General features: G+C 65.0%; 23 protein-coding genes. 9 read left to right on the top strand and 14 right to left on the bottom strand.

The genetic code is table 11. The annotated features are described in order from the left end of the window. Positions 1-21: 21 nt before the first annotated feature. On the top strand, positions 22-1734 hold the full coding sequence (locus BBA01S_RS15245) for an FAD-dependent oxidoreductase (protein WP_027817211.1): 1713 nt from the start codon (positions 22-24) through the stop codon (positions 1732-1734). A 134-nt stretch (positions 1735-1868) separates the two neighbouring features. Next, complete coding sequence (locus tag BBA01S_RS15240; protein WP_042297277.1) at positions 1869-2099, top strand: DUF2783 domain-containing protein; 231 nt, start codon at positions 1869-1871, stop codon at positions 2097-2099. A gap of 11 nt (positions 2100-2110) precedes the next feature. Here the strand turns inward: BBA01S_RS15240 and BBA01S_RS15235 are convergent, their stop codons facing one another. Beyond that, on the bottom strand, positions 2111-2347 hold the full coding sequence (locus BBA01S_RS15235; protein WP_027817209.1) for a hypothetical protein: 237 nt from the start codon (positions 2345-2347) through the stop codon (positions 2111-2113). A gap of 75 nt (positions 2348-2422) precedes the next feature. On the opposite strand from BBA01S_RS15235, the gene BBA01S_RS15230 reads away from it, so the two are divergent. The 3 genes from BBA01S_RS15230 (at position 2423) to BBA01S_RS15220 (ending at position 5270) form a co-directional block, all read left to right on the top strand. Then, positions 2423-3634, top strand: a complete 1212-nt coding sequence (locus tag BBA01S_RS15230; RefSeq protein WP_027817208.1) for a cyclic nucleotide-binding domain-containing protein — start codon at positions 2423-2425, stop codon at positions 3632-3634. A gap of 108 nt (positions 3635-3742) precedes the next feature. Next, positions 3743-4543, top strand: a complete 801-nt coding sequence (locus BBA01S_RS41395) for a flagellar motor protein (RefSeq protein ID WP_042297275.1) — start codon at positions 3743-3745, stop codon at positions 4541-4543. Positions 4544-4559: 16 nt separating this feature from the next. After that, positions 4560-5270 carry an OmpA/MotB family protein gene (locus BBA01S_RS15220; RefSeq protein WP_042297258.1) on the top strand — a complete coding sequence of 237 codons (711 nt, stop codon included), beginning with the start codon at positions 4560-4562 and terminating at the stop codon, positions 5268-5270. A gap of 10 nt (positions 5271-5280) precedes the next feature. Here BBA01S_RS15220 and hydA read toward each other — a convergent pair whose 3' ends face one another. The 5 genes from hydA to BBA01S_RS15195 form a co-directional block, all read right to left on the bottom strand. After that, positions 5281-6738, bottom strand: coding sequence for a dihydropyrimidinase (gene hydA, locus BBA01S_RS15215; protein ID WP_027817206.1), 1458 nt, complete (start codon positions 6736-6738; stop codon positions 5281-5283). A 53-nt stretch (positions 6739-6791) separates the two neighbouring features. Then, a complete protein-coding gene (locus tag BBA01S_RS15210; RefSeq protein ID WP_027817205.1) occupies positions 6792-8306 on the bottom strand; it encodes an NCS1 family nucleobase:cation symporter-1 in 1515 nt (504 codons plus the stop codon). A 61-nt stretch (positions 8307-8367) separates the two neighbouring features. Further along, entirely contained in the window at positions 8368-9645 is a 1278-nt protein-coding gene (gene preA, locus BBA01S_RS15205) for an NAD-dependent dihydropyrimidine dehydrogenase subunit PreA (protein WP_027817204.1), read from the bottom strand. Between the two features lie 60 nt (positions 9646-9705). Continuing rightward, a complete protein-coding gene (locus tag BBA01S_RS15200) occupies positions 9706-11100 on the bottom strand; it encodes an NAD(P)-dependent oxidoreductase (RefSeq protein WP_042297255.1) in 1395 nt (464 codons plus the stop codon). A 112-nt stretch (positions 11101-11212) separates the two neighbouring features. Beyond that, entirely contained in the window at positions 11213-12478 is a 1266-nt protein-coding gene (locus BBA01S_RS15195) for a Zn-dependent hydrolase (RefSeq protein ID WP_027817202.1), read from the bottom strand. A 423-nt stretch (positions 12479-12901) separates the two neighbouring features. Between BBA01S_RS15195 and BBA01S_RS15190 the strand changes: the two genes are divergently transcribed. Next, a complete protein-coding gene (locus tag BBA01S_RS15190; protein WP_027817201.1) occupies positions 12902-13627 on the top strand; it encodes a TetR/AcrR family transcriptional regulator in 726 nt (241 codons plus the stop codon). Between the two features lie 19 nt (positions 13628-13646). On the opposite strand, the gene BBA01S_RS15185 is transcribed toward BBA01S_RS15190, so the two are convergent. Then, positions 13647-14129 (bottom strand): Lrp/AsnC family transcriptional regulator, encoded by a 483-nt coding sequence (locus BBA01S_RS15185; protein WP_027817200.1) that lies wholly within the window; start codon positions 14127-14129, stop codon positions 13647-13649. A gap of 399 nt (positions 14130-14528) precedes the next feature. Between BBA01S_RS15185 and BBA01S_RS15180 the strand changes: the two genes are divergently transcribed. Then, positions 14529-15161: a LysE family translocator gene (locus BBA01S_RS15180; protein WP_027817199.1), complete on the top strand. Its 633-nt coding sequence runs from the start codon at positions 14529-14531 to the stop codon at positions 15159-15161. Between the two features lie 57 nt (positions 15162-15218). Here the strand turns inward: BBA01S_RS15180 and BBA01S_RS41390 are convergent, their stop codons facing one another. After that, positions 15219-16337 (bottom strand): DUF2242 domain-containing protein, encoded by a 1119-nt coding sequence (locus BBA01S_RS41390; protein WP_042297273.1) that lies wholly within the window; start codon positions 16335-16337, stop codon positions 15219-15221. Between the two features lie 385 nt (positions 16338-16722). Next, positions 16723-17892: a branched-chain amino acid ABC transporter substrate-binding protein gene (locus tag BBA01S_RS15170; RefSeq protein ID WP_042297253.1), complete on the bottom strand. Its 1170-nt coding sequence runs from the start codon at positions 17890-17892 to the stop codon at positions 16723-16725. A gap of 402 nt (positions 17893-18294) precedes the next feature. On the opposite strand from BBA01S_RS15170, the gene BBA01S_RS15165 reads away from it, so the two are divergent. After that, a complete protein-coding gene (locus tag BBA01S_RS15165) occupies positions 18295-18966 on the top strand; it encodes a GntR family transcriptional regulator (RefSeq protein ID WP_027817197.1) in 672 nt (223 codons plus the stop codon). Between the two features lie 125 nt (positions 18967-19091). Here the strand turns inward: BBA01S_RS15165 and BBA01S_RS15160 are convergent, their stop codons facing one another. Both BBA01S_RS15160 and BBA01S_RS15155 read right to left on the bottom strand, forming a co-directional pair. Then, on the bottom strand, positions 19092-20444 hold the full coding sequence (locus BBA01S_RS15160; RefSeq protein ID WP_027817196.1) for an APC family permease: 1353 nt from the start codon (positions 20442-20444) through the stop codon (positions 19092-19094). Between the two features lie 312 nt (positions 20445-20756). Continuing rightward, entirely contained in the window at positions 20757-21587 is an 831-nt protein-coding gene (locus tag BBA01S_RS15155) for a carbon-nitrogen hydrolase family protein (RefSeq protein WP_027817195.1), read from the bottom strand. A gap of 156 nt (positions 21588-21743) precedes the next feature. Here BBA01S_RS15155 and BBA01S_RS15150 point away from each other — a divergent pair, with 156 nt between their 5' ends. Next, entirely contained in the window at positions 21744-22598 is an 855-nt protein-coding gene (locus BBA01S_RS15150; protein WP_027817194.1) for a helix-turn-helix transcriptional regulator, read from the top strand. Positions 22599-22622: 24 nt separating this feature from the next. On the opposite strand, the gene BBA01S_RS45895 is transcribed toward BBA01S_RS15150, so the two are convergent. From BBA01S_RS45895 to BBA01S_RS15135, 3 genes are all read right to left on the bottom strand, one after another. Next, entirely contained in the window at positions 22623-23048 is a 426-nt protein-coding gene (locus BBA01S_RS45895; RefSeq protein ID WP_084162186.1) for a rubredoxin, read from the bottom strand. 49 nt (positions 23049-23097) lie between these two features. Then, positions 23098-23229: a hypothetical protein gene (locus BBA01S_RS48450; protein WP_281176972.1), complete on the bottom strand. Its 132-nt coding sequence runs from the start codon at positions 23227-23229 to the stop codon at positions 23098-23100. Between the two features lie 339 nt (positions 23230-23568). Then, entirely contained in the window at positions 23569-24126 is a 558-nt protein-coding gene (locus BBA01S_RS15135; protein WP_027817192.1) for an FUSC family protein, read from the bottom strand. Positions 24127-24199 lie beyond the last annotated feature (73 nt).

Genomic DNA, 24199 nt, shown 5'->3' with positions numbered 1-24199 from the left:
CAGAAGAGACGGAGAGAGACAATGATCGACTATCAATCGCTGACTTTCGACTACACGCGCTGCCACGAACAAGGCGCGGAAGTTGAAAAGCGCGTGCGCCCGGTCGTCGTCGTCGGTGCGGGCCCGGTGGGCCTCGCCACGGCGATCGACCTCGCGCAGCAAGGCACTCACGTCGTGCTCGTCGACGACGATTGCACGCTTTCCACCGGCTCGCGCGCGATCTGCTTTTCGAAGCGCTCGCTCGATATTTTCGATCGCCTCGGCTGCGGCGAGCGCATGGTCGAAAAGGGCGTGAGCTGGAACGTGGGCAAAGTGTTCCGTAAGGACGAGCTGGTTTACACCTTCAACCTGCTGCCCGAAACCGGCCATCATCGTCCGGCTTTCGTGAACCTCCAGCAGTACTACGTCGAAGGCTTCCTGCTCGAACGCGCGCAGGCGTTGCCGAACCTCGAAATCCGCTGGAAAAGCAAGGTCACCGGTATTGCGCAACGTGGCGAGCCGCGCTCGGACGATGCCCACGTGGCGCTCGAAATCGACACGCCCGACGGCCCGTATGAACTGCTCGCGCGCTATGTGGTCGCGTCGGACGGTTCGCGCAGCCCCGTGCGCAAGCTGATGGGTCTCGACAGTCACGGGCGCACCTTCAAGGATCGCTTCCTGATCGCCGACGTGAAGATGGAAGCCGATTTCCCGACCGAACGCTGGTTCTGGTTCGATCCGCCGTTCCATCCGAACCAGTCGGTGCTGCTGCATCGCCAGCCCGATAACGTCTGGCGCATCGACTTTCAGCTGGGCTGGGACGCCGATCCGGTGCTAGAAAAGACGCCCGAGCGCGTGATCCCGCGCGTGCGCGCGCTGCTCGGCCCCGACGTGAAGTTCGAGCTGGAATGGGTGAGCATCTACACGTTCTCGTGCCTGCGCATGGACAGCTTCCGGCATGGCAATGTGCTGTTTGCGGGCGACTCGGCGCATCTGGTTTCGCCGTTCGGCGCGCGCGGCGCGAATAGCGGCTTCCAGGACAGCGAAAACCTGGCGTGGAAACTCGCGATGGTGCTGGAGCAGCGCGCGCCCGATGCGCTGCTCGACACCTATGCGAGCGAGCGCGAATATGCCGCCGATGAAAACATCCGCAATTCCACGCGTTCGACGGACTTCATCACGCCCAAGAGCGCGGTGAGCCGCGTGTTTCGCGACGCGGTGCTCACGCTGGCGCGCGAGCATCCGTTTGCGCGCCAACTGGTGAACAGCGGACGGCTTTCGGTGCCTGCGGTGCTGCACGAATCGACGCTCAATACGGCCGATGAAGACCGCTTCACGGGCCAGATGGTGCCGGGCGCATCGTGCGCCGACGCGCCGCTGGGCGACGCGCAAGGCAACGCGCAGTGGCTGCTCAAGCAGCTTGGCGGACGCTTTACGGGGCTGCTGTTTTGCCGTGCCGGAGCGACGCTGGACGAGCCAACGCGCGCGGCGCTCGATGCGCTTGCGAATGGGCCGGTGCCGCTGAACTTCGTAGCGGTGATCGACGGCGAGGGCGCGGCGCCCGAAGCCCTGCCTGCGGGTACGTCGGTGCTGCGCGATACGCAAGGTCTCGCGGCGCAGCGTTACGGCGCGCAGGACGGCGCGTTCTACCTGATCCGCCCGGATCAGCACGTGAGCGCGCGCTGGCATCGCGTCAGTGCGCCGCGTGTGGAGCGTGCGTTGAAGCGCGCGCTGTGCGTGGAAGGCACGGCTTGAAGCGATGAAGCCGAAAGGCGGCGACGTGGGCAACGCATACAGCTTGAAAGCGTAAAAGCGCGGCCGCCTTTCGAATCGATTGTGCAGATCATTACGAATCAAACGACGATATGAAGATGGGACAGGAGACGACGATGCTGAATACCCAACCCAATCTCGCGCGCCCCGACGACTTTTACGAAGCGCTGATCGACATGCATCGCGACCTCGACGATGCGCAGAGCCAGTCGGTCAACGCGCAACTGATCCTGCTGCTGGCCAATCACGTTGGCGAACATCAGGCGTTGATGGAAGCGATCCGCTTCGCGCGCGCGGGCGTTGCAGTGCCTCCAGCGAATGGTTCGGTGGGGCAACTGGCGGCTTGATCGATGCTTGATCAATAGATGAGACCGGGAAAATGGCGAGCAAGCGCGATCCCGGTCGACATGAACGCGTGCGCATGCACAGTCAACGCAATCGTTTGCCTTTTATCTGTCGGCATCGATTGAATCGCTAAAACGTGTGTATCGATCACAGCGCTCATCGCGCCGTGAACAAGAGTCACTTGCACGTGCGCAAAGCCGATGCAAATTGATTCAAGAACCCCCCGTGCGAAGCCGTAAACGGCAGTCATACGAGAACCAGATCGATCGTCCTTGAGACGGTCGCTTCATACGGTCGACAAAGACACCGCACACGGGGAATCACCTTGAATCGCAGTCAAACATGGTCGCGCACCGCTGCGCCAGGCGAAGTCATCTATTCGGAGGGCTACGCGGGTGAGCGCCTGCTCTTCGTCATCGCCGACGGCAAAGTCGAAATTTCCACCCGTTGTGAAGAGAAGCGCGTCGTGACGGCCACACTCGGCCGTGGCGAGTTTTTCGGCGAAAGCGCGCTGCTTGGCGCGGAGCCGCGCCCGAGCACCGCCAAGGCGCTGTCGTTCTGCCAGCTCACGGTCATCCCTGCGAACATCATCGAAGACGAGCTCGAACGCGTCTCGCCGCTGCTGCGTCACGTCGTGCGCACGATGATCCGCCGCGCGAAGGCCAAGGACGATCAGCTCGCGACCTACACCCACGCCGACTTCATGCCAGGCGTGCTGTCCTACGCGCACGTACTGTCGTTGCTGGCGGGCGCCGAACGCGCCGAGCCCAAGGGCGGCTGGCTGCGCCAGGGCAATAACGCCGGCGCGGGCGAAGTGAGCGTCGCGCTCGCGGACGTGGTGCACAAGTGCCGCGCGGTGGCGGGCCATTCGCGCCCGCACGTGATGGCGATGCTGCGCCGCATGGAAAAGCTCAACCTCATCACGATGGAATCGGGCCAGTCGTCCTCGCATCTGGGCGGCGCGGAAAGCGGCGAAGGCGCGCTTGGCCGCCAGGTCGTCACCTTCGACCCGGTGCGGATCATCGACCGTGCGGCGCAAGTGGCCGACCACGATCTCGACGTGTCCATCAACAGCGAGCTTGAACTCATCGAGCTGAGCGACCTGGAAGCGCTGATCGGCGTTGAGCGCACGCTGCTGCTCAACAAGCTCTCGCACGGCGAGATCGCCGACGAACTGTTCGCGTTCAGAAAGTCGAAAGTGCTCAATTTCGTCGAGCAAAAGGGCGTGTCGTACTTCAGCAAGCGTGCGAACCGCGGTTCGGGCGACGTGAAGACACTCGACGATCTGCTGTTCGTCGATCAGCGCACGCTGTTCGATGCGGTCAACGCGCTCGATACCTACGACCTCGCGAAGCTGCTGGCGTCGCCGCAGGATGCCGCTGTCCTGGAGCGCTTGCAGTCGGTGCTGTCTGAGGCGCGCAAGAACGAGATTTCGTGGCTCATGCGCCGCGAGATCAAGTCCGATCCGATGGAGCTGGAAGGCATCGAGGAGCGTCTCGTGAACGCCGTGCGCGAACTCAAGACACGCGCCGCGTAAGCCGCGATTCATTAGCGTAACCGCCAGGCAGGCTAGCGCGCTCGCACCATGCGGGCGCGCCGGATGCGCCTGCGCGGCGCTTTCAATCTTATTTTTATCGGAACATGCATGGATCTGTTGACTTTGTTCGGAGTCCTGCTGGGCGGCGCGGCGGTCGTCGTGGGCTTCATGCTGGAAGGCGGCCACTTCGGCGCGCTGCTGCAGCCCGAGGCGCTGGTGGTCGTGCTGGGCGGCACGCTCGGCGCGGTGATGATCCAGAATACCTGGGCGCGCTTTTTCGATGCGATCCGCCGCCTGCGCACGGTGTTCGTGCGCGCGCAGCAGGTCGATGAAGCGAGCCTTGCCGCCGTGCTCGAATGGGGCGACCAGGCCAAGCTCAGCGGCCTGCTCGCATTCGAGTCGATGGACTGGCAGGGCATTCATCCGTTCGCGCGGCGCGGCCTCGAACTGCTGGCGAGCGGTGTGTCCACGGCCGTGCTCGAAGACGCGCTCAATCGCGAACTCGAAGCCTATGGGCGCACGCATCTGGCCGCCGCGCGCGTCTGGCAGCAGGCGGGCGGCTATGCGCCGACCTTCGGCATTCTCGGGTCGGTGCTCGGGCTGATCCAGGTGACGACGCATCTGGTCGAGCCATCGCAGCTTGGCACCGGTATCGCGGTGGCGTTCGTCGCCACGCTGTACGGTCTCGCGCTCGCGAACCTTGTGTTTCTGCCGCTGTACGGCAAGATGCGCGCGCATATCGAAAGCGAACTGCGCCTGCGCAAGCTCTATCTGGACGGCCTGCTGGCGATTTCGCGCAAGGAGACGCCGCATATGATCGCCACGCGTCTCTCAGGCGAAGTAGGCGCACGCGGCGAAGCGCATGCTTGGGCCCGCCAAGGCGCGCAGGCCGGTGCAGTGGTCAATTAAGCGCGAGTGCCCAGGCATGCAAACGACGTCACCCGATAAACACGCGGCGCGCGACCTCACGCTCAGCATCCTCGATCACGACGAGGACGAGGGCGGCGAACAATCGGGATCGGGCCGCTGGCTGCTGTCCTACGCCGACCTCGTCACGACGATGATGGTGCTGTTCCTCGCGCTCTACGCCATGCAGCTCGCGAAGCGTCACGAGCAGGAGCTGCGCATGCAGTCGCAGGCGGTGCAGGCGGTACAGGTGGCGAAGGCCAGTAGCGCGCCCGCGAGCACGCCGCAGGCGCCGGTCACCGAACGCACGCTGCTCGCCTCGCTCGATCCGCTGCGCGCGCGTGGCGAAATCACCATCGCGCCCGTGGCGCACGGCATGGAAATCGGCATTAACGCGAAGATTCTGTTCAATGCGGGCGATGCCGCGCTGCTGCCCGATTCGTTTGGCGTGTTGAGCCGCATCGCGGGCGTGCTGGCGCAGGTGCCGGACGGCAACATCCTCGTGGAAGGGCACACGGACAGCACGCCGATCGCCAACGCGCGTTACGCGTCGAACTGGGAGCTGTCGTCGGCGCGCGCGGGCGCCGTGGTGCGCTACCTGGTGGAGCGCGGCGTCGAGCCGCATCGTCTCGCGGCCATCGGCCGGGCCGACAACTTCCCGCTCGTTGCCGGCACCGACCCCGCGAGCCGCGCGCTCAATCGCCGCGTCACGATCGTCGTGCAGTACTAGGGCTCGCGACTCAGGCGACCTTGTCGCCTTCGCGATGCACCGGCTCGGTCTCCTTCAACTGCTTCGCGAGCCGCGACGCCTGCAGATAGCCCGGATTGGCGGGCCGCTTCAGGTAGCGGCCCGCGCCACGGCGCGTGCGCAGGTCGCCGTCGGCCCACACCAGTTCGCCCTGCGAGACCGTATGCGTGGGCACGCCACGCACCGTCATGCCTTCGAAGACGTTGAAGTCGACGTTCTGGTGATGCGTCTTGACCGAGATCGTGCGCGTGGCTTGCGGATCCCAGACGACGAGATCGGCGTCCGCGCCCACGGCCACCGCGCCTTTGCGCGGATAGAGATTGAAGATCTGCGCCGCGTTGGTCGAGGTGACGCGCACGAATTCGTTCGGCGTGAGGCGGCCCGTGTTCACGCCCTGGTCCCAGAGGATCGCCATGCGGTCTTCCACGCCGCCACATCCGTTAGGAATCCGTGTGAAATCGTCGCGGCCCATGGCCTTCTGCGACGCGCAGAACACACAGTGATCGGTCGCCGTGGTTTGCAGCAGGCCGCCTTGCAGGCCGCGCCAGAGCGCGTCGCGATGTTCTTTGGTGCGGAACGGCGGGCTCATCACGTGCGCGGCGGCGCGCGTCCAGTCGGGGTCGCGATAGACGGCTTCGTCGATCACCAGGTGGCCCGCGAGCACTTCGCCGAACACGCGCTGGCCTTCCGCGCGCGCACGCGTGATGGCTTCCAGCGCCTCTTTCGCCGACACATGCACGATATACACGGGCACGCCCAGCACCTGCGCAATGCGAATCGCGCGATTGGCCGCTTCGCCTTCGACTTCGGGCGGGCGCGACAGCGGGTGCGCCTCCGGCCCCGTGAAGCCGCGCGCGAGCAATTGCCGCTGTAGCTGGAACACGAGTTCGCCGTTTTCCGCGTGCACGGTCGGCAGCGCGCCCAGTTCGAGCGCGCGCGCAAAGCTGTTCACGAGGATCTCGTCGTCGGCCATGATGGCGTTCTTGTACGCCATGAAGTGCTTGAAGCTCGACACGCCGTGGTCGTTCACCAGCAGGCCCATGTCGCGATGCACGCTCTCGTCCCACCACGTCACGGCCACGTGAAAGGCGTAATCGGCAGCGGCCTTTTCGGCCCAGCCGCGCCACTCGCGGAACGCTTCCATGAGCGGCTGCTTCGGGTTCGGGATCACGAAGTCGATGATCGACGTCGTGCCGCCCGCGAGACCCGCCGCCGTGCCCGTATAGAAGTCGTCGTGGGCCTTGGTGCCCATGAAGGGCAGTTCCATGTGCGTGTGCGGATCGATGCCGCCCGGCATGACGTACTGGCCGCCCGCATCGACCACGGTGGCCCCGGCCGGAGCGTCGAGGTTCTCGCCGATCGCCGTGATCGTGCCGTTGTCGCAGAGCACGTCGGCGCGATACGTCTTGTCCGCGTCCACGATGGTGCCGCCTCGAATCAGGATCGCCATGATGCTATGTCTCCTTCAGTTTGAGCCTGCATTTCCAGTGTATTTGCGTGATCTCATGCACTCGCGACGCTCGGCCTGCGGCTCTTGCCGAGCTTCATCAGCACGCCGTAGACGACGGCGGCGATGGCGAGTCCCACGAACCACGCATAGGTATAGAGTCCCTTGAACGCGTCGGGCACCGAGGGGAACGCAGCCGGAAACGCCTCGTTCAGGAAGCCCGGCAGGTTAGGCAGCACGCCCGCTAGCAGCGCGATCACGGCAGCGCGGTTCCAGCCGTTCGTGTAGGCATATTCGCCGCTTTCTTCGAAGAGCTGGTCGGTATCGAGCCGCGTGCCGCGAATCAGGAAGTAATCGACCATCAGGATGCCCGCGACCGGGCCAAGCAGCGCCGAATAGCCCACGAGCCACGTGAAGATATAGCCCTGCGTGGTGGCCAGAATCTTCCACGGCATCATGACGATGGCGAGTCCCGCCGTGATAAGGCCGCCCGTCTTGTACGAAATGCCCTTGGGCCAGAGGCTCGAAAAGTCGTAGGCGGGGCCGACCAGGTTCGCGGCCAGGTTGCAGCACATCGTGTCGAGCGTGAGGATCACGAGCGCAATGCCCACGCCAATGCCTTCCATGCGGCTGGTGAGGTCGATGGGATCCCAGATCGCCTTGCCGTAGATCACGACCGTCGCCGACGTCACCACCACCGACACCACCGAAAGCAGCGCCATCGGAATCGGCAGGCCAATCGCCTGGCCGACCAGCTGATCCTTCTGCGTCTTCGCGAAGCGCGTGAAGTCGGGAATATTGAGCGCGAGCGTGGCCCAGAAGCCGACCATCGCCGTGAGGCTCGGCCAGAACGTGACCCAGAAGAGGCCCGCTTTCTTGCCGCCCGCCGCGAACTGCGAGGGCTGCGAAAGCATGCTGCCCACGCCGCCCGCCTTCGAGCAGGCCCACCAGACGAGGGCCACGCACATCACCACCTTGATCGGCGCCGACCAGCTTTCCAGCCAGCGGATTGAGTCCGTGCCGTGCAGGATGAAGTAAAGCTGCAGCACCCAGAACAGCAGGAAGCACGCGCCCTGGCCGATGGAGATGCCCAGGAACGGCAGCGCGTCGCCGACCAGCGCGTTATGAAACAGGATGTTGGCGAGCGTGTAGATCGCGCTGCCGCCGAGCCACGACTGAATGCCGTACCAGCCGCATGCCACGATGGCGCGCAGCATGGCGGGCAGCTTCGCGCCCTGGGTGCCGAACGACGAACGCACCAGCACCGCATACGGAATGCCGTACTTTGCCCCCGCGTGGCCGATCGCCAGCATCGGCACCAGCACGATCACGTTGCCGAGCAGCACCGTGATGACGGCCTGCCACGGCGACATGCCCTGCTCGGTCAGCCCGGCCGCGAGCATGTAGGAGGCAATGTTCATCACCATCCCCACCCAAAGCGCCGCGAAGTGATACCAGCGCCACGTACGCTGCGCGACGCCCATGGGCGCGAGGTCGTCGTTGTACAACTCGCTTGCACTGCGGCGCGCGCTTGCGTCGCCTGGGGCCGGGCTCGCTGCTGGCTGGCTCATGATGCGGATTCTCCGTGACTTGTCGTTGGGTTTTATAGGGCTTCTTTTTAGTACCGATGGATCAAGCGGCTTTCGGATCGGCCACGCGGCCCGGGTTGTTGGGATGCGTCGTCCAGTTCGCATAGCGGCCCGAATCGACGCGCTCCATCGTGATGCATTGGTCGACCGGGCACACATGCATGCATAAATTGCACCCGACGCAATTCGCATCGACGACTTCGAAATGACGCTGGCCGTCTTTGGTCGCCGTGATGGCCTGGTGCGAGGTGTCCTCGCACGCGATATGGCACAGGCCGCACTGGATGCAGCGATCCTGGTCGATGCGCGCCTTGATGTCGTAGTTCAGGTTCAGGTATTGCCAGTCGGTCACGTTCTGCACGGCGCGGCCGCGAATTGCGTCGAGGTTCGCGTAGCCCTTGTCGTCCATCCAGTTCGACAGGCCGTCGATCATGTCGCTGACGATCCGGAATCCGTAGTGCATGGCGGCGGTGCAGACCTGCACGCTGCCCGCGCCCAGCACCATGAATTCGGCGGCGTCGCGCCAGTCGGAGATGCCGCCGATGCCCGAGATCGGCAGGCCCTGTGTCTGCGGGTCGCGCGCGATCTCGGCGACCATGTGCAGCGCGATGGGCTTGGCGGCAGGGCCGCAGTAGCCGCCGTGCGTGCCCTTGCCATCGACGGTCGGCAGCGGCGCCATGACGTCCAGGTCGACGCCGACGATCGAGTTGATGGTGTTGATGAGCGAGACGCCGTCCGCGCCGCCCTTGAGCGCCGCGCGCGCGCCGTGGCGGATGTCCGTGACGTTGGGCGTGAGCTTGACGAGGCAGGGCAGGCGCGTGCCTTCCTTGACCCAGCGCGTGACCATTTCGATGTACTCGGGCACCTGGCCCACGGCCGCGCCCATGCCCCGTTCGCTCATGCCGTGCGGGCAGCCGAAGTTCAGCTCGACCGCGTCGGCGCCCGTGTCTTCGACGAGCGGCAGGATCCATTTCCAGTCGCTCTCATTGCACGGCACCATCAGCGAGACGATCAGTGCGCGGTCGGGCCAGTCGCGCTTTACCTGGGCAATTTCCTTGAGATTGACGTCGAGCGGGCGGTCGGTGATCAGTTCGATATTGTTCAGGCCCGCGATGCGCTGGCCGCGCCAGGTGGTCGCGCCGTAACGCGAACTCACGTTGACTACGTGCGGGTCGAGGCCGAGCGTTTTCCAGACCACGCCGCCCCAGCCCGCCTCGAAGGCGCGGTTGACGTTGTAGGCCTTGTCGGTGGGCGGCGCGGAGGCGAGCCAGAACGGATTGGGCGATTCAATACCGGCAATCGAGCAGCGCAGATCGGCCATGATGCGACTCCTTGTTATATCGGTGTGGATGCTTTGTGCTTGCGTTTTCGACTGCGCGGGTCACGCGGCCTTGCCGGTCTGTGCGGCGAGATAGCGGTCAATGGCGCGCGCCGCGAGCTTGCCGTCCTGCACCGCCTGGACGGTGAGGTCGGTCGCGCCGTGGCCCGCGCAGTCGCCGCCTGCCCAGACGCCGGCGAGCGACGTCGCGCCATCGGCGTCGACGGCAATGCGCGCGCCGCCGTCGCTCAATTGCAGCGCATCGAGACCGGCGGGCAGGAGCTTCTGGCCGATGGCCTTGAGCACCACGTCGGCTTCGATGCGCTCGATGTCGCCGGTGCCTTGCAGCGCGCCGTTCGCATCGAGCGCCGCACGTTCGAACTCCACGGCTTGCACAGCGTGTTCGCCGACGATACGCACGGGCTTCATCCACTCCACGATCGTCACGCCTTGCTGGCGTGCGAATTCCTGCTCGGCCCACGTCGCGCTCATCTGTGCGCTGCCGCGACGGTAAGCGAGCGTGACGTGTTCCGCGCCCAGCTTGCGGCTTTGCACGGCGGCGTCGATGGCGGTATTGCCGCCGCCGATCACGACCACGCGGCGGCCCACGGGCAGCGCGGCCAGATCGTCGGCTTCGCGCAGTTGCGCAATGAAGTCCACCGCATCGCGCACGCCGTCTAGCGCTTCGCCGTCGATCTTCAGCGCATGCGTGCCGCCCAGGCCCACGCCGATAAACACGGCGTCGAAGTCGCTGCGCAGCGCATCGAGCGTAAAGTCGCGGCCCAATTGCTGGTTCTGCTTCAACTCGATTCCGCCGATGGAGAGCAGCCACGCGACTTCGCGCTGCGCGAAATCGTCGACGGTCTTGTACGCGGCGATGCCGTATTCGTTGAGGCCGCCGGGTTTCTCGCGCGCGTCGAACACCGTGACGTGATGCCCCGCAAGCGCGAGCGTATGCGCGCAGGCCAGGCCCGCAGGGCCAGCGCCGACTACAGCGACCTTGCGGCCCGTTTCGCTCGTGCGGCGAAACAGCGGCGTCGCGCCTTCGGCTTCGCGCGCCATCTGGAAGTCGGTGGCGTGACGTTGCAGCGCACCGATCTGGACTGGTTCGCCATCCTGATGATTTCGCACGCAGGCGCCTTCGCAGAGAATCTCGGTCGGGCAGACGCGCGAGCACATGCCGCCCAGCGGATTGGCGCTCAGGATGTCGCGCGCGGCGCCCTTGAGATTGCCGTTGCCGATCTTGCGGATGAAGCTGGGAATGTCGATGCCGGTGGGGCAGGCTGCGACACAGGGCGCGTCGTAGCAGTAGTGGCAGCGATCCGAAGCGATCACGGCGGCGTTGGCGGAAAGCGGCGGGGCAACGTCGGCGAACTGGCAGCCCAGTTCTTCTGCGCTGAGCCGGCCTGCGGCAATGCCTTGAGTGGCACGCGTGTTGTTCTTGGCGGAGTGGGACATCCGGATGCTCCTTGCGAGGCAAAACACGGATCCGCCGGCTGCGCGCAACGCGCGGCAGCCGGTACGTGGGGAACAGCTTGTTTTAGGGCTCTATTCGGCTAAAAGTGGATGTTCAGCCTGGCTCGCTCGCACGTTCGAGCATGGCATGCAGCAGCACGTTTGCGCCGGCCTCGATCCATTCCTGGGTCGCGTCTTCGATCTCGTTGTGGCTGATGCCGTCGATGCACGGCACGAACACCATCGACGTGGGCGCAACCGTCGCCAGATAGCAGGCGTCGTGGCCCGCACCCGACACGATGTCGCGATTCGAATAGCCGAAGCGCTCGGCGGCGGCGCGCACGGACTTCACGCAGGCCTTGTCGAACGGCACGGGCGCGTAATAGAAAATCTGCTCAAGCTCGGTTTCCAGCTTGCCTTGCTCGGCGATCTTCGCGATGCCTTCGCGCAGTTCCGCATCCATCTTCGCGAGCACTTCGTCCAGCGGGTGGCGGAAGTCGATGGTGAAGAACACGCGGCCCGGGATCACGTTGCGCGAGTTCGGATGCACCTGCATCATGCCGACCGTCGCGCACGCGAGCGGCGCGTGGCGCAGGCCGATTTCGTTGACCAGTTGCACGACGCGCGACGCGCCCAGCAGTGCATCGCGGCGGCGCGGCATCGGTGTGGGGCCCGCATGGGCCTCCTGGCCCGTCAGCACGACTTCATACCAGCGCTGGCCTTGCGCGTCCGTCACCACGCCAATCGTCTTGTTTTCGGCTTCGAGAATCGGCCCTTGTTCGATGTGCAATTCGAACGCCGCGTGAATCTTGCGGCCGCCGCACGGCAGGTCGCCCGCGTAGCCGATGCGCTGGAGTTCCTCGCCGATGGTCTTGCCGTCCACGTCCTTGCGCGACAGGCCGTAGTCGAGCGTGAACACGCCCGCGAACACGCCGGAGGCCACCATCGCGGGTGCGAAACGCGAGCCTTCCTCGTTCGTCCAGATCACGGTTTCGATGGGGTGTTCGGTTTCGATGCCGTGGTCGTTGAGTGCGCGGATCACTTCGAGGCCGCCCAGTACACCGTAGATGCCGTCGAAGCGCCCGCCCGTGGGCTGCGAATCCGCGTGCGAGCCGGTCATCACGGGCGGCAGGTCGTTGTTGCGGCCCGCGCGGCGCATGAACACGTTGCCCATCTGGTCGACGCTCACCGTGCAGCCCGCTTCCTGCGCCCACTTGACGATGAGATCGCGGCCCTGTTTGTCGAGATCCGTGAGCGCGAGGCGGCACACACCGCCCTTGGGCGTCGCGCCGATCTTCGCCACTTCCATCAGACTGTCCCAGAGACGCTGGCCATTCACGTGAATCGAGGTGGTCAGCGCGGCTTCGCTTACTACGTTCATGCGTGCTCTCCTGTCAATGATCGACTGGCGGTGCAGCGCGATGCGGCCTGTTTTTAAATGGCCGCTGTGGGGATCGCGCCGCCGTTGTATCCATGAAGCGTGTTCATAAAGCGTGCATCGTCGCCATCGTCTGGGGCGTCTTGCGCGATCACGGTGCATGCGCTCGACGCTCATTCGGGGCGATGATTCCGCGCTCTCCGAATCCTGTCCGATTGGACAGGTTGTAGGCTATAAACTTCGGGAATTCAATGCGGTAATACGAGCGAAAAGCGTGCCATCGATGTTGCAGTGCGTGATAACGCGCGCAAGGCACGCAGGTTTACCCGCGGGCACGGCACGCACCGGATCACGCTGCGTGGGTTGCGTGTCTACAATGAAACCGCATCGCGGTGCGATGCTTTTCTTCCTGAACGGACGGATGCCATGCGCGACGACGACACCGACACGCCAGCCGCGAACCTTGCACTGCGCCCAGGCGCGAACGCACACGCGAACCAGGACGCCAAACAGAAGGAGACGAAGCCGCGCCGCAAGGCGTCGATCCGCGCGTCGAACGAATTGCATCTGCTCGCGTGTGCGGAAGCCGTGTTCGCCGAGCGCGGTTTCGAAGGCGCGAGCACCGCATTGATCGCCGAGCGCGCAGGCCTGCCCAAGGCGAACCTGCACTACTACTTCCCGACCAAGCTGTCGCTCTACTGGCGCGTGCTGGACGACCTGTTCGAGGAGTGGAATGCAGCGGCCGATACCTTCGATGCGAGCGACGATCCCGTCGAAGCCATCGGCGGCTATGTGCGCGCGAAGATGGAGCTGTCGCGGCGCAGGCCGCTAGGCTCGAAGGTGTGGGCCAACGAGATCATCAGCGGCGCGACGCATATGCAGGACATTCTGCTCAAGCGCGTGAAGCCGTGGATGGAGTCGCGCGTGACGCTGATCGAGCGCTGGATCGCGGAGGGCCTGCTCGCGCCCGTCGAGCCCAGGACCTTGCTCTTCATGATCTGGGCGACCACGCAGCATTACGCGGATTTCGAAGCGCAGATTCGCGCGCTTGCGGGCAAGCGTGCGCTGTCGGCGGCAAGCTTCGAGGCGACGACCGACGAAGTCGTGAAGATGATCCTGCGGGCGAGCGGGGCGCGCTCGCCTGATGCCTGATTGAATTTCGGAGGCCGAACTAAACCTGCATCGACGCCACGTCCTTCATGCAGCGCAACGCGAACATCGAGCGGCTGTGACGAATGCTGGAAATGCGATAGAGCTTCTCGCGCAGGAAGCGCTCGTAACCCGCCGTGCCATCCACGGCGACCTTGATCCAGTAGTCGTATTCGCCCGACACCAGATACGCCTCCAGCACTTCGGGCAGCGCCGCGAGCTCGGAGCCGAAGCGCGCGAGCGCGTCGTCCTCGTGCCGGTCGAGCGTGACTTCCAGGATCACGATATCGGCGAAACCGAGCTTGCGCTGGTTCACTAGCGCCACATAGCCGTCGATATAGCCGTCGGCTTCCAGCTGGCGCGTGCGGTTCCAGCAGGCGGTGGTGGACATGCCGACCTGTTCGGCCAGTTCGGCATTGGACAGACGCGCGTTCTGCTGGAGGGCGCGCAGGATCTTGCGATCCTGATTGTCGAGGGTTTTGGGCTGGCGTTCGCGGGCGCTCATGGCGAAAAAGAATCTTGTACAGGGAAATCCGATTTTAGCGGAAGGAGCTTCTGGTTTCAGCGGCCTGGAGCCGAAAAACAGGAAGCAAATCCCGCCCCTGTCGCGGTATATTTTTCACATGCCATCTCGCCCGGCACGACCCACGCGGCCACCTCCCCGCGTCGGGGCGCGCCGCCGCAGCCACAAGCCGCGGTGGACCGTCTGAGCCGATCCTCGCTGCATCCTGCGGCGGCCATCGGGCGCGGCGCGCGATTATCTCGCGGCCTGCGGCGTCCGATCGGGCGAATGGCATTTGAAAACCGCGCTGTTGCGCGGTTTTTTGTTGCCCACTTTTCGTGGCCGATCCGGCTTGCCGGGTTCGCGCCTCTACCCAAAACGCCTTCGCCAGAACTTTCGGAAATGTCGCTTCAGCTGTATTTGTCGTTTCTCGCCGCCGCCCTGGTGCTCGTCTATACCCCCGGCCCCGTCAACGTGCTGACCATGAGCCAGGCGCTGCACGCCGGCTGGCTGCGCGCGCTGCCCTGCGTATGGGGCGGCACGCTCGCGGTGCTGCTGCAACTCGGATTGACGGCGCTTTGCCTGAATTCGCTGCTGCTCATTAGTGAGCACTCGCTCACTGTGCTGCGATGGGTCGGGGCAGCCTATCTGGTGTGGCTGGGCTGCAAGCAGTGGCGCAGCCGCACGCTGGGCGGGCCGCAAGAGAGTGAAACGAGTGAGCCTGCGCTCACTTCGCAGCGCGATCTGTTCTGGCGCGGATTCGCGACCTCGGGGCTCAATCCCAAGACGTTGCTGTTTTTCCCTTCGTTTTTTCCGCAGTTCATCAACGCCGATGCGGCGTGGGGCGCCAATCGCCAGTATCTGGTGCTGGCCGCGACCTTCGCGTTGCTGTTCGCGGGCGGCGTGGCGTCGATGGCGCTGTTTTCGCACCGCCTGCGCCACGTGTTGCAGCGCCCGCGCCGTCTGCGCGCGGTCAATCGCCTGATGGGCAGCTTGCTGGTCGGGATGGGAGCGATGATGGCGGGGCTGCGCTAAAGCGGCTTTGCGCTGCTTTGGGCGTCTAACTGCCCCGTCTTGTCGCGAGAGAAGGCGTCAGGGCGCCGTGGTGGCCGCTGACGTCGCGCTGTTCGAGGGCGTGGCGTTAGCCGCGCTGGCCGTCGCGGGAGTCGATGCGGCGGCGAGCGTTTGCGCCGCGCTGGCAGGCGTCGCCGCCGAAGCTTGAACAGCCGCCGGGGCCGCCGACGCGGCCGCAGGCGCAGCGGCTACGGCCTGGCTGGCCGCGTGAGCGGCAGCTTGAACCGGCGTGCTGGCCGGGGCCGCCGCGCTGGCGGCACTGGCCGCACTGGCCGCAGCCGCAACCGCAGCGGGCACGACCGGCGTGAGCAGCGTCGCCGTGGCGGCGGGCGCCACCGGCATGACCGCGTGCACGGCGCTGGTTTGCTGCGCCGGCTGGGTCGGCTGCGTTGCGCTCAATACCGGCGTCGCGGGCAGCGCATCGTTATGAACGGCGGCAGCGCCCGTCGCCGCAGCGGCAACCGCCGCCGCAGGCGAAGCCGAGATACCCGGCGTCGCGACGCCAGGCGCACCGGCATTGGCCATCGCCGGAGCCGGTTCGAAGCTCGGCGGCAAGGGCGTGATCTTGATTGCGCCGCTGCCGGGAATCGGTTCGCTCTTCGCGACCGTGTTCAGGTACTTGCCGACCAGCTCGAAAAAGCGCGTGTAGAACGCGCCCGACTGGATCGTCTCGCTCGACACCTTCACCATCTCGTCGCTATTCGAGCGGATCGGCAGCGACACCGACCCCAGAATCGACAGCCCGACGCTCGCCGACGTGTCGCTCTTCTTGAGCGCATAGCCGTTCTGCACGGCGTTCACGTAGACCATGCTGGTGTTGGACGCGTCCGCCACGGTACACACCACGTGCACTTCCACGACGACGTGCTGGTCGCTCGTCGGCTGGAAGTTCTTGGTGGCGTCGACGGTGTCGTTGTGCGTCATCGTCGTCATGTAGCCCTGGCTCAGCAGCGCGCGGCGCGACGCCTCGCAGGCATCGGCGCTGGCGTAGCTGAAATTGCGCGAGAACGGGCTGGGCGCGCTGCTCAGCAACTGGTCGTCCTGAAACTTGTTACCGGGCTTGGCCGACGAGCATGCGCCGAGGGCAGCAACCAGCGGAATCAACAGGAACGGGGAAAGTCGGGGAAAACGGGGCATGTTCGGTGCAAACGGGACGGCGTTCGGGACTCAAACCACAGTTAACGAACGACCGGCAAACCAGTGGACGGCATGCATTGTAGTGCGGTTCGGGGCTGCACGACCGAATGCCAGATTCCGCCCGACCCTAAAAGCGCTCAAAGCCCCGTGCGACGGTGTTCTGCGGCACTGTGTCGCTCTTTGCTGGCGAGCGCGAAAAAAATCGGCAGAGCGAAAAAAACGGGCTCCCGCGTAATGCGAAAGCCCGTGTCAACCCGGCGCGCTCGCCGGCGGACGGAGAAGAGTGCCCGCCGGTCTGCGCACCGCAGCCGGGTACCGCCGGCTGTCCCGTGCACGCCGCGCCGCCTCGAAGGCGCACGGCGTGAGCGTTCACTTACATCGCGATTTACTTCGTGCCGACCGTCGTGAGCGGCTGCCACTGGCCGTTGACGACCTTGTAGACCGTCACGCCGCCGTACTTCAGGTCGCCGTACTGGTCGTAGCCCAGTTCGTTGGTGGTCACGCCCTTCATCGAAGTGCTCTTGAGCGAGGCGAGATAGACGTGCGGATCGGTCGAATTGGCCTTCTTCATGGCCGCGAACACCGCGCGCGTGCCGTCATAGGCGTACGGCGAGTACAGCTCGACCGGCTTGTTGAAGCGCTTCGAATAACGTTCGACATAGCTCTTGCCGCCCGGCATCTGCTCAAGCGGGCTGCCGCCCGACGACGCCAGCGCGCCGTCGGCGGCGGGGCCGGCAATCTTGATCAGCTCGGCGGAATGAACCATGTCGGGGCCGATCAGCGTCGCCTTGATGGCGAGCGACTTCATCTGCTTGAGCATCGGCGCCGCCTGGGTGTCGGCGCCGCCGTAGAAGATCGCGTCGACATCGGCCGACTTGATGTGCGTGAGGATCGAGCGGAAATCGACGGCCTTGTCGTTGCTGAACTCCTGCGCGACCACCGTGCCGCCCGCGGCTTTCACTGCTTTCGCGAATTCTTCGGCCACGCCCTGGCCGTAGGCCGTGCGGTCGTCGATCACGGCGAAGCGCTTGAATTTCAGGTCTTTCACGACGTAGGCGCCCAGCACGCTGCCCTGCTGCGCATCGGAGGTCACGAGGCGGAAGGTGGTCGGCAGGCCCTGGCGCGTGTAGGCGGGCGCGGTGGCGGTGGCGATTTCGGGAATGCCGGCCTTGGCGTAGATCGGCGCGGCCGGGATGCTGGTGCCCGAGTTGAAGTGGCCGATCACGGCGGCGACGTTGTCGTCGACGAGCTTTTGCGCGACGGTCGTGCCGGTGCGCGGGTCGGCCTGGTCGTCGTAGGCGTCCAGCACGAAATGCACGGGCTTGCCGCCGATGGTCGGGTTGGTGGCGTTTTCGTCCTCGATCGCCATTTCCACGCCGCTGCGGAAGTCTGCGCCGTAGTGGGCCTGGCCGCCGGTCAGCGGCGCGGCGAAGCCGATCTTCACGTCGTTGGCCTGGGCGCAGGCGCCCGCGCTCCAGAGACCGGCCAGGGCGGCGATCAGGACGGGAGTGCGCAGGCTCGGCTTGCGAGTGTTGTCATGGGTGTTGCGTGCCATCTTGGTTCTCTCCTCTGCGTTCTACGTTTTTCATGGGCGCAAGCGGGCCCGCACCGCGTGAAAACGCGCGGCGTGCCTGATGCGCAGGGGTGAATCGACTGGAGCCGGGCCGCGTGTATCCAACGCGACAGCCACGCTGCGACCCTAAAACCGTTGCGCACGCAACGGTCTCGGGCGGCCCGGACGGATACGCTAAAATTGTTTGTTTTTCAGACGCTTACAACATCCCATAGGGTCTCCGGACAAGGATGCGGCAACAGTGAAGGTCAGCTTGACGGATACAACTCAGCAACATGAGTATCCATAACTGGCTGGATTGTATCCAATTCTGGCAGACGCAAAAAAAGACGACAACACTTTTTCGTCGGCCTACGCTCGGCCGGCCAAAACGCTCACGAACACATGACGACAGTGCAGGGCAAGGAAGACCAACGATCGCTGCCTCAAACCATCCGCGACCAGTTGCGCGACGAGATCCTGCGCGGCGTGCTGCCGCCGGGCGCGCAACTGCGCCAGGAGGGGCTGGCGGAGCGCTTCGGCGCGAGCCGCATTCCCGTGCGCGAGGCGCTGCGCCAGCTCGAAGCCGAAGGGCTCGTGAGCTATCAGCTCAATCGCGGCGCGGTGGTGATGGCGATGTCCACGCGCGAGATCTGCGAGCTGCTCGATATCCGCGCGGCGCTGGAAACGTACGCCGCGAAGCTCGCGGTGCCGAACATGGTGGCCGCCGATATCGACGTGATGAAGCGCATCCTCGCCGCCTACGACGCTGCGACCTCGCCCGCCGACTGGGCCGAGTACAACCGCCAGTTCCACCTCGCGCTGTGCGCGCCTGCGAACAACGCGCGGCTGCGCAAAATGATCGAGGAATACTGTTTGAGCACGACGAATCGCTATCCGCATCTGCGCATGTCGCTCGATACGGAGAAGGGCGACGTGCAGCGCGATCACTACGAGATCGTCGAGGCCTGCAAGCGCCGTGCGGTGGATGACGTGGTTGCGCTGATCGAGCGGCATATTCTCGATACCAAACGCGAAGTGATGGCCGCGGCGCGGCTGGCGGGGCTGGAGGATTAAGCGCGATTGATGGTGCGTTGTGTGCGCTTTGTGTTTGATTTGATTGTGCACACAACGAAAAACGGCGAGCGCCCCTTGCGGGACGCTCGCCGTTTGTTTTGGTGCTGGCTTGAGAAACGTGCTGCTTACACAGCCATTTCCGGCGGCGCGCGGCGGAAGCAGCGCGTGATCCAGCCGAGGTAGGCCAGACCCAGCACGAACCAGATCACGCCAAGCACGATCGCCGTCTTTTCGAGGCTGCACAACAGCCAGAGGTCGGTGACCGCGCCGATCAGCGGGAAAACCACGCCGCCCATGAAGCCGAAGCCACGCGAGCCCGGCGCGCCGCTGAAGTACTGGCGGATCACGCAAAGGTTCACCGCGGTGAACGCGAGGAATGCGCCGAAGTTGATGAACGACGTGGACGTGGCGACGTCGAGCTTCAGTGCGATCAGGCCGACGATACCGGCGATGATGATGTTGATTGCCGGCGTGCGGAAACGCGGGTGAATGTAGCCGAAGATCGACTTCGGCAGCACTTCGTCGCGGCCCATGGCGTAGAGCAGACGGCCAACGCTCGCTTGCGCCGAGATGCCCGAGGCGAACTGCGCGAGGATCAGGCCTGCCAGGAAGATCGTCACGAAGATATCGCCGCCGACCTTGCGTGCGATTTCGAACGCAGCCGAATCCGGATCCTTGAACACCGCGCCCGGATGGGCGAGTTGCAGCGTGTACGCGGCGATCACGAAGATCGCGCCGCCCACCAGCGCGATCAGCACGATGGCGCGCGGGATGGTCTTTTCAGGTTCGATGGTTTCTTCGGTCAGCGTCGAGACTGCATCGAAGCCGAGGTACGAGTACGCAGCGATCGCAGCGCCCGCCATCGTGGCCGACAGCGGCACGTGCGCCTGGAAGAACGGCTGCACGGTCAGGAGGCTGCCCGTACCGGCGGCCGACACGTAGTGGCAGCACAGCACGACGAACATCGCGGCGATGCCCAGTTGCACGACCATCAGCACGATGTTGAAGCGCGCAGCCAGTTCGATGCCGAGCACGTTCAGGCCGCTGGTGAGCACGATGAACGCGACGATCCAGACCCACGCGGGCACGCTCGGGAACGCTGCCCCCAGGTAAGCCGCGCCGATCAGCCAGATCACCATGGGCAGGAAGAAGTAGTCGAGCAGCGTGGCCCAGCCGATCATGAAGCCCATGTGCGCGTTGAAGCTCTTGCGCGTGTAGGTGTAGGCGGAACCTGCGACCGGGAACAGGCGCGCGAGCTTGCCGTAGCTCAGCGCCGTGAAGACGATGGCGACGAGCGCGATCAGGTACGCGAGCGCGGCCGTGTCCTGGCTTGCGCCGGCGAGCACGCCGTAGGTGCCGTAGACGATCAGCGGCGCCATGTAGGCGAGGCCGAACAGCAGCACCGAAGGCAGGCCGAGGGTTCGCTTGAGGTGCGTTTCTCGTGCGCCGCTGGCGGCGGGCGGTGAGGATGGCTTCATGATGCAGGTGTCTCCAAAGTGCTGCGGGTGTGGGTTGCGCGGATCCCGTGCGGCCATGCCGGGCGGGGCAAAGGCCTGCGAATCCGGGGCAAACGTGCGGCGCGCTTTCTCCCTGCGTGGCGCGCCAGGTATTTCAATTCGACTTCGCGATTCGTTTTGGTGTCCGAATCACTGGATGCTGCTTGATCGAGCCACGCTTGCCTTTTATTCGACGCAAAAAGGGCGCGGCCATCGGCAAAACAGTACTGCGGGGAACCAGATCGACTCGCGCAGAGCGTGTGCTGTCGATCCGGCGATCCAGGGTAGGGCGGTTTAGCGCGCGCGCGGACGGATATTGAGCGAGCGGCGGCCTTGCGCGTCGTTCTCGTCGACGAGGTTCAGCGCAATGCGCGCGTCGTGCAGATAGCTGTAGTGCTCGCGGCTTTGCGCGAGCAGTGCGCGGTCGACGGTCACGGGCAGCACGGCGTCTTCGTTTTTCAGCTCGGCCAGCACGTCGCCAAACGGGCTCACGAGCGCGGATTCGCCGGGGAACGTCAGGTTGTCGTCGCCGTCGCCGATACGGTTCACGAGCGCGGCGAACATCTGGTTCTCCTGCGCGCGCGCGACGATCGCGCGGCGGTGCACCGGGCCGAACGGATCCATGTTGCCGTTGGTGACGACCAGCATTTCCGCGCCGAGCGAGCCGACCGCACGCGCGGATTCGGGAAACTCGATGTCGTAGCAGATCAGCAGGCCGACGGTCATGCCCTTGAATTCGCAGACTTCGAAGCGGTCGCCGGGCGTGAAGACGCCCACGTCCGTGGCCCACAGGTGGGTCTTGCGATAGCGCAGGGCGATGTCGCCACGCTCGTCGATGAGTACCGTGGTGTTGTAGAAGCGTTCGCCGTCACGTTCGGCGAGGCCCACGGCGACGGCGACATTGGCGGCGCGCGCGGCGTCACGCACGGCGGAAAGCGACGGGCCGGACAGCGTCTCGGCGATATCGCGCACGTTCTCGCGCGTGGGGAACCCGGTCAGGGTGGCTTCGGGGAAGACCATCAGGTCGGTGCCCGCGCGGCGCTGGCCGATTGCGTCGATGGTGCGTGCCAGGTTCGGGGCGACGGCGCCGTCAACGAGGGGAATCTGCGCGAGTTCGAGTTGCATGCTTGTCTCCAATTTACTTCCGTCTTGCGGGCTCGCGGGCGGTGTTGCTTTGATGCTGTCCATTTAATTGGCCGCGCGAGCGTCTGGAGCGGCTATTATCACCACGTTATTTTTGTCCAGGAATTACCCAGCAGGGTTACCCTGATCGGAGGAACCATGGAACACGACTGGCAGGACCGTGCGTTCCATCATCACATCGCGACGCTGATCGACGCCCTCGACGGCCCCGATTTCTGGACGCGCACGACGCGCGTGATCGAGCGCTTCGCCGCCTTCGACAACTGGGTCGCGCTCGTCTTCATACGCGATCGCGCACCGCTCGTCTGCGCCGAGTCGCCGATGCCCGACGGCACCGTGGATCTCTTGTTCCGCGCGTATCTGGAGGGGATGTACCAGCTCGATCCGTTCTATATCAACGCATGCGAAAGACCGCGCGCGGGGCTCGTCACGCTCGCCGAAGTCGCGCCCGATAACTTCCGCATGACGGACTACTATCAGCGCTACTTCAAGAGCAACATCATCGGCGACGAAGTGCAGTTCAACGTGCCCTTCGATGCGCAGCGCACGCTGATTTTCTCGCTGGGTGCAAAGCACCATTACACGGAGCGGGATATTGCGCAGTTCGCGCTGTTCGCGCCGTGGGTGATTGCACTGATGCGCCAGCGCCTCGCGTATGAGCCGCTGATCGCGAACGATGTCGTGGCGGACGTGCCGCAATCGGAAGCGGTGGAGCCGAGCGCGCTGGTCGCGTTGCGCGAGGCGGACAGCGCGGGCCGCTTCGAAGCGGTCACGCAGCAGAACGGACGCACGCCGCTGACGGCGCGCGAAATTGAAGTGGTGCGGCAGAGTCTTTCGGGATTTTCGACGCGCGCCATCGCCGAACGGCTCGAAATCTCGTTCGAGACCGTGCGGGCGCATAAAAAGCACATTTACGCGAAGCTTGGCGTGAGTTCGCAGTCGGAACTCTTTGCGCTGTTCTACGAGCCGCATGCGCCGCGCGAGGGCGGCTGAGCGGCTTTAAGGCTGCAGTCCGGGTTAAAACTCGACCAGCGCGAAGTCTTCCTTGCCCACGTCGCACAGCGGGCAGCGCCAGTCTTCGGGCACGTCGGCCCAGCGCGTGCCGGGCGCGAGGCCGTCGTCGGGCGCGCCTGCTGCCTCGTCGTAGACCCAGCCACAGATCACGCAGACCCATTGCTTGAAAGCGGTGTCCTGGGCGGCGGCGGCGGTGGCTCCTGCTGCGACTTCGGCGGGCGCTTGCGCTGCAGGCGCTTCACGCGGCGTGTCGAGCGCGACCACAAGCGGCGCCGACGTGCTTTCGCGAGCGGCGAGCTTTGTCTGCAAGGTGTCGAGCAGCGCGGCGGCTTCGTCGGCGGTGAGGTCGATCCAGTACGGATCGCCTGCGCCGTCGTTCAGACGCTCGGGGGAGAACTGGATTTCGAGGGCGACGCCTTTCTTGTACATAAGCGAAAAAACCGGGTTCAGGCGTCCCTCGCGGTGCGGTGCTCGTCGCTTAGACGAACAGGCGGAGCACCAGCGAAGCCGCGATGCCGCCGAAGGCGATCAGCGCGAGCATTTGCAGCAGCGAAATGGTCTTGCGCGGAGCGGCGTTCGTGGCGGGGACAGATTGAGGAGTCGTATTCATGGCGTGCGGCGTCGCGAAAGCGTGTCGTGGAGTCTCGTGCGCCAGGATTGGCGCGGCCGAGGAGTGTCGCACGATTTCGTGTCGGCAGGGGGCGTTTCGACGCCGCCCGCGCGCTCGCGCCGCACCCGGCGAAGCCTTTGCGTGCGCCCGGATCGGGCATTGCCGCATGGCGTGCGCCATTATCGCCGCGATTGCGCAGAACATTGCGCAGCGACGGGAGATGGATTATTTCGCGAGGGTTGAGAGCGCCGAAATTCGTGCGCGATCAGGTACATAAGCAGGCACACGACCAAGGCACACAAGCAAGGCACTCGCCGGGCGGTGCGCTTTGTTATGCGCTCAGCCGTGCAGCCATCGCCGTTCCGCAAACGAAAACGCCCAGCACACCGGCAGCGCGCAGGCCATGCCGATGGCGACTTCCGCCACGCGAAACAGCGCGACGTCCCACACCGGCCCGTGCGTGGGCACGAGCAGCACGATGGTGGTTGTGATGGCGCCCAGGCGCGCGGCGGTGCTCACGCGCAGACACCAGCACGCGACGATGACCACCGCCACCGCGGCGAGATACGCCGGGATGTTCTCCGCGCCAAGCGTTGCCGCCGCAAAGCCGACAATGCCGCCTGCAATCGCACCGATGAACTGGTCGCGCGACTGCGAGAGCGTGTCGGCGTAATCGTGCTGCGTGACGGCGATGGCCGTGATCGCGGCCCAGAACGCTTGTTCGGTATGCAGCGCGCGGCCGATCGTATAGGCGAGGCCCGCGCCGCAAACGGCGCGCAACGCCATCAGCGCGCCTTGCGCGGCGCGGCTCTTGAGCGGCAGGCGCTTGAGCGCGCCAAGCGCTGCTTGTTGAAGCGATGAGAGGTAAGCGTAAAGGTTGTCTTGCGGGTCGTGCATCGTTGTTGTGCTGCGTGAAAAAGCGGCCAGAAAACCGGTGTGAAAGCGAAATGGCGAAATGTCGAATTCGAAG

It is taken from the genome of Paraburkholderia bannensis NBRC 103871, from assembly GCF_000685015.1.
Lineage (GTDB): Bacteria > Pseudomonadota > Gammaproteobacteria > Burkholderiales > Burkholderiaceae > Paraburkholderia > Paraburkholderia bannensis.
This window is presented reverse-complemented; position numbering and strand designations above follow the sequence as displayed.